The sequence below is a fragment of the Acidaminococcus sp. CAG:542 genome, assembly GCF_000437815.1.
GTDB lineage: Bacteria > Bacillota > Negativicutes > Acidaminococcales > Acidaminococcaceae > Acidaminococcus.
The window spans coordinates 57,537-58,314 of the sequence record NZ_FR902083.1 but is presented as its reverse complement, the minus strand read 5'-3'; the positions used below and the strand labels follow the sequence as shown (position 1 = coordinate 58,314).

Here is a 778-nt window from a genome sequence, read left to right as displayed (position 1 = left end):
GGTGCCCTGGCCCATGATCCGGGGCAGCATGTACTGGAGTTGGGCCAGTTCCACCTGGAGCTTCCCTTCACTGGTCCGGGCCCGTTTGGCGAAAATGTCCAAAATCAGCCCGGTCCGGTCGATGATCCGGACCCCCAGGGCCCGTTCCAGGTTCCGCTGCTGGGCCGGAGACAGTTCGTCATCAAAGATGCACAGGTCGATGTCTTCCTGCTGGGCAAACAGGGACAGCTCCTGAACCTTCCCTTTCCCGATGAAGAACACCGGGTCCGGTTTGGGCCGGGACTGGACGAATTTGCCGATGACTTCCGCACCGGCGGTTTCCGCCAGCTGGGCCAGTTCCTCCACGGAATCCTGGGCGGTCCACCGGGAGGCCGTATCCCCCCAGGCCAGGGAGATCAGCATGGCCCGTTCCGGTCCTTCCGCCAGGTTGTGGCCCCGGGACCGTTTGGCCAGGATCTTTTCCACTGTGTGGAGCACATTCCCAAAGGGCATGGCCGCCACATCCTTCACCTTGAAGGGGCCGAATTCCTGGAGCACCGGCTGCTGATCCTCATCCAGATCCGTAATCATCCCGAAGCTGAGGAGAGGCTGGCTGGAGGGATTTTCCCAGGCCATGGCGGCCATGGCATCGAACCGCAGGTCCCGGAGGGCGGACAGATCCACCCGGCTGAGCCGGGGTGCCCCGGAGGGATGGGTGTGGATACAGGCCACCCCGCAGAGCCGGTTCTGGCTTCGGCGGGAATCGGTGCCCGGCAGCTCCACATGGCTGTCGCTGCCT

The 778-nt window shown here is 64.0% G+C and carries 1 pseudogene; it reads right to left on the bottom strand.

The window, feature by feature from the left end:
- Nucleotides 1-778, bottom strand: a pseudogene (locus QVO43_RS06995) (GTPase HflX); the annotation flags it as partial.